Raw genomic sequence first — 4020 nt, 5'->3', positions numbered from 1 at the left:
GGGCCGCACCCCACACCGCTCAGCCCGCCCGCCCCCTGGCCCTGAAGGCCGCCGTCTTGACGCGGTTCTGGCAGGCCGTCGAGCAGAACCTGCGGGTGCCGTTACGTGAGACGTCCACATAGACGCGGTCGCAGTGGGGTGCGGTGCAGACGCCGAGGCGGTCGGCGAACTCGCCGCCCAGCACGATCGCGAGGCCCGTGGCGCAGCTCGCCGCCCAGCCGTCGGCCAGGGTGTCATGGTGGCCGTGGAAGTGCAGGTGCCACGGCTCCCCGTCGTGCCTCTCCAGGACCGGCCGGGCGCCGGTCTCCACCAGCAGCGTGTTGACCTGCGTGGCCGCGGCGTCGAGGTCGTCCGCGGCGACGGCGGCGAAGACCTCGCGCAAACGGGCCGCGACCTCGGCCAGCGCGGCGCCCTCCCCGTGGGTGACCTCGCGGTACGACGGATAGACGGCACGCAGCCCCTCGACGGCGGCGGCCGCGGGGTCGGCCGGTGGAGGGCAGGGGCGTCCGCGTCGCTCGCCGGGGGTCAGGGCGTTGACGAGTGCCACCGTGACCCGGACCACCGCATCAGTGTGACTGTTGTAATCCAATTGACCGGTTACACCTTCGCGAGTTAGCGTGTGACTGTTCAAAGCTTAAACGACGGTCACGAGGAGACGTACATGCTCACCCACGATGCCGCAATGGAGTGGATGGCGCGCTGGGACCGCCAGCAGGAGGGCTACCTTCCCGACCGGGAGGAGCGGTTCACGGTGCTGATCGACGCCGTGGAGGCGCTGGGACGGCCCGACCCGGTGGTCATCGACCTCGGCTGCGGCCCGGGATCGCTGTCGGCTCGGCTGCTGGAGCGGCTGCCGGAGGCCCAGGTCGTCTGCGTCGACGCCGATCCGCTGCTGATCGGGCTGGGCCGGGCCGCGTACCCGGGGTTGCGGTTCGTCTCCGCGGACCTGCGCAGGGCCCGCTGGACGGAGTCGCTGGAGCTCGACCGGCCCGCCGACGCCGCGGTCAGCACGACGGCGCTGCACTGGATCTCCGGCCCCGAGCTGAAGGGCGTCTACGCGGAACTGGCGACCGTGCTGCGCCCCGGCGGGCTGCTGCTCAACGGCGACCACATGGACACCGACGACGCCACCCCGACGTTGTCGCGGCTGGAGCACGCCGTGCACGACCGCGAGACAGAGCGCGCGTTCGGCGAGAGCCGGCCGGAGGATTGGCGGGCCTGGTGGGACGCGATCGAGGCCGACCCCGCGCTCTCCGAGCTCAACGAGGCCCGGAGCACCGCCGGGGCCGACCACCACGGCTCGGAGTCCCGCCTCCTGTCGGATCACGTCCAGGCCCTCGAAGAGGCGGGCTTCACGGAGATCGGCACGCTCTGGCAGCGCGGCAACAACCGGCTGCTGTGCGGCGTACGCGGTTAGTTCATGATCCGGTGCAGCAGGCCGACCAGACCGAGGGCCGTGGCGACGCCCGCCCCGACCCACCCGGACAGGCCGCCGACGGTCAGCCCGCCCAGCGAAGCGGTGATCAGGATGAGCACCCAGCGCTGGGGGAGGCGCTCGGGCTCGCGGGTCGGGGCCGGCTCTTCCCGCTGAGCACGGCGTCTGGATAATCTCATAACAGCGGTTTCCTTTCATGACATGTGTGGATCGCGACCGCCAGAGCGGCCTTTCTGGGACAGCAGAGGGGCCGCTCGTTTTTCGTTCACGAGGGTGGCACAAGATTCGCATGATGAATGGCGCTTTTTATCCTCAAACTGGCATACGGGCAACTCCGGGTGGAGAATCCTTATACGTGGATGTGGGGACGTAGCACGTCAAGGCACTCAAGCGATACCGCGAGTTCCGCACGCTTTTGCATTTTTCGCACAGCATGCCGCAGGATGCCGCGCATGAAGGAAATCACCGAGGAACTGGCGAAGGTGCTCATCCCCGAGCCGGCCAGGGGCGAGGACGAGTCCGACCACGACTACAGGGCACGTGTGGCGAGCGCGTGCGAGGCACGGAACGCCCTGGTCGGGGAGCTGATGATGGCGGCCGGCGCGTCGGCGACCGAGGATCCGGTGCTGGCGCGGCTCGTGGAACTCGCCGCACAAAAGCGCGAGATACAACGACAAATACGACTTATCATGGCATATGCGCGCGAATTCGTACGGCCGGAGCCGTACCGGCTGCGGGCGCTCGCCGAGGCGGCGGGAATGTCGATCTCCACCATCCGCACCGTTTACGACACGGATGACAAGATTGCCGTCGCCACACGAATCGGGAGAAAAGACGTGAAGAATACCGTCCACCCGGTGGTCGGCGATCAATGGTGGCGGCTTCCCGCCCGCTCCACGACCGGCGACGCGGATCCCCTTCCCGTGACCGACGGAACCCGCCGTAGCCGTGTGGCGGCCCGAGCTCTATACACCTAACCAAGCGCTTGCTACGCTCCGCCCATGACGTCCACGATCGTCTGGGGCACCGGCAACATCGGCCGCGCCGCCATCCGGGCCGTCGAGGCCCACCCGACGCTCAAGCTCGCGGCCGTGCTCGTCCACGACCCCGCCAAGATCGGTCGTGACGCGGGCGATCTCGCCGGGCTCGGCCACGATCTGGGCGTCACCGCGACCGTCGACGCCGACGCCGTGCTGGCGGCCCGCCCCGGAGCCGTCGTGTACGCCGCCTCCGGCGACCTGCGCCCCGACGACGCCCTGGCCGACATCGTCAGGGCGGTCCGGGCCGGCGCCGTGGTCGTCACACCGTCCCTGTACGCCCTCTACGACCAGCGCAACGCCCCGCCGGAACTGCGCGAGCCCGTGCTGGCCGCCATCGCCTCGGGGGGCGGCTCGCTGTTCGTCTCCGGGATCGACCCCGGCTGGGGCAACGACGTGCTGCCGCTGCTGCTCAGCGGGCTCGCCACGACCGTCGACGCGATCCGCTGCCAGGAGATCTTCGACTACTCCACCTACGACCAGCCCGAGGCCGTACGCGACCTGGTCGGCATGGGCCGGCCCATGGACTACGAGCCGCCGATGATCGCGCCCACCGTGCCCACCATGGTGTGGGGCGGCCAGGTACGGCTCATGGCCAGGGCCCTCGGCGTCGAACTCGACGAGATCCGCGAGACCCTCGACCGCCGCCCCCTCGACGCGACGGTGACGACGAGCACCATGGGCGACTTCGAGGCGGGCACCCAGGGCGCGGTCCGCTTCGAGGTGCAGGGCGTCGTCGACGGCGTGCCCCGCATCGTCGTCGAGCACGTCACCCGCATCCACCCGTCCTGCGCCCAGGACTGGCCGCTCGCGGCCGACGGCGTCGGAGCGCACCGCGTGATCGTCGAAGGACGGCCGCACATCGAGGTCACGGTCGAGGCCACCGACGAGGACGGCAACCGCTCCGCCGGCGGCAACGCCACCGCGGCCGGCCGGCTCGTGGGCGCCATCGACTGGCTGCTGACCGCGGAACCCGGGCTCTACGACGCGCTCGACGTGCCCCTGCGACCCGCGCCCGCGGGCAAGCTCGGAAGGAGACGGCCGTGAACATCGACATCCCCGAGGGCAAGGACGCCATCGAGTACGTCTGGGGCGAGATGGTGCCCGGCATCGGGACGGCCGCCACGGCGTTCTCGCTGGCGGTCTACGCCCACACGACGCTGGGGCTGCGCGAGTTCGAGGCCGCGCGGCTGCGGATCGCTCAGCTCAACGGGTGCGCCTTCTGCCTCGACTGGCGTACGGAAAGGGACGGGCAGAAGGTCGAGGAATCGTTCGCCGACGCGGTCGGCGAGTGGCGCACCACCGACGCCTTCGACGACCGCACCCGCCTGGCCGCCGAGTACGCCGAGCGTTACGCCCTCGACCACCACGGCCTGGACGACGCGTTCTGGACGCGGATGACCGCGCACTACAGCCAGGTGGAGATCGTGGAGCTGACCATGTGCCTGGGCTCGTGGCTGGCCTTCGGCCGGCTCAACCACGTGCTCGGGCTCGACACCGTGTGCGCTCTGCCCAGCGGGCGCACCCCCGCCGCCGGCCGGTGACACC

The 4020-nt window shown here is 70.5% G+C and carries 6 protein-coding genes; 4 read left to right on the top strand and 2 right to left on the bottom strand.

Features of this window, described 5'->3' with window-relative positions:
* Nucleotides 1-19 precede the first annotated feature (19 nt).
* The gene (locus E1267_RS42850; protein ID WP_246064721.1) at nucleotides 20-562 is read right to left on the bottom strand and encodes a CGNR zinc finger domain-containing protein; all 543 of its coding nucleotides are present in this window, start codon (nucleotides 560-562) and stop codon (nucleotides 20-22) included.
* A gap of 99 nt (nucleotides 563-661) precedes the next feature.
* Between E1267_RS42850 and E1267_RS42845 the strand changes: the two genes are divergently transcribed.
* The gene (locus E1267_RS42845) at nucleotides 662-1417 is read left to right on the top strand and encodes a class I SAM-dependent methyltransferase (RefSeq protein WP_132341920.1); all 756 of its coding nucleotides are present in this window, start codon (nucleotides 662-664) and stop codon (nucleotides 1415-1417) included.
* On the opposite strand, the gene E1267_RS42840 is transcribed toward E1267_RS42845, so the two are convergent.
* The gene (locus E1267_RS42840; protein WP_132341918.1) at nucleotides 1414-1614 is read right to left on the bottom strand and encodes a hypothetical protein; all 201 of its coding nucleotides are present in this window, start codon (nucleotides 1612-1614) and stop codon (nucleotides 1414-1416) included. The genes E1267_RS42845 and E1267_RS42840 overlap by 4 nt on opposite strands.
* Nucleotides 1615-1887: 273 nt before the next feature.
* On the opposite strand from E1267_RS42840, the gene E1267_RS42835 reads away from it, so the two are divergent.
* The 3 genes from E1267_RS42835 to E1267_RS42825 are packed head-to-tail and all read left to right on the top strand — an operon-like array spanning nucleotide 1888 to nucleotide 4016.
* A complete protein-coding gene (locus E1267_RS42835) occupies nucleotides 1888-2412 on the top strand; it encodes a hypothetical protein (RefSeq protein ID WP_132341916.1) in 525 nt (174 codons plus the stop codon).
* 24 nt (nucleotides 2413-2436) lie between these two features.
* The gene (locus E1267_RS42830; RefSeq protein ID WP_132341914.1) at nucleotides 2437-3519 is read left to right on the top strand and encodes an NAD(P)H-dependent amine dehydrogenase family protein; all 1083 of its coding nucleotides are present in this window, start codon (nucleotides 2437-2439) and stop codon (nucleotides 3517-3519) included.
* Nucleotides 3516-4016: a carboxymuconolactone decarboxylase family protein gene (locus E1267_RS42825; RefSeq protein WP_132341912.1), complete on the top strand. Its 501-nt coding sequence runs from the start codon at nucleotides 3516-3518 to the stop codon at nucleotides 4014-4016. Before E1267_RS42830 ends, E1267_RS42825 begins: the two co-directional genes overlap by 4 nt.
* The last annotated feature ends 4 nt before the right edge of the window (nucleotides 4017-4020 follow it).

This window comes from Nonomuraea longispora (assembly GCF_004348345.1).
Taxonomy (GTDB): domain Bacteria; phylum Actinomycetota; class Actinomycetes; order Streptosporangiales; family Streptosporangiaceae; genus Nonomuraea; species Nonomuraea longispora.
This window is presented reverse-complemented; position numbering and strand designations above follow the sequence as displayed.

Bases quoted from the DNA above. Each gene is read 5' to 3' on its own strand.
- E1267_RS42830 (WP_132341914.1), top strand. From the start codon at position 2,437: ATGACGTCCACGATCGTCTGGGGCACCGGCAACATCGGCCGCGCCGCC.
- E1267_RS42840 (WP_132341918.1), bottom strand. From the start codon at position 1,614: ATGAGATTATCCAGACGCCGTGCTCAGCGGGAAGAGCCGGCCCCGACC.
- E1267_RS42835 (WP_132341916.1), top strand. From the start codon at position 1,888: ATGAAGGAAATCACCGAGGAACTGGCGAAGGTGCTCATCCCCGAGCCG.
- E1267_RS42845 (WP_132341920.1), top strand. From the start codon at position 662: ATGCTCACCCACGATGCCGCAATGGAGTGGATGGCGCGCTGGGACCGC.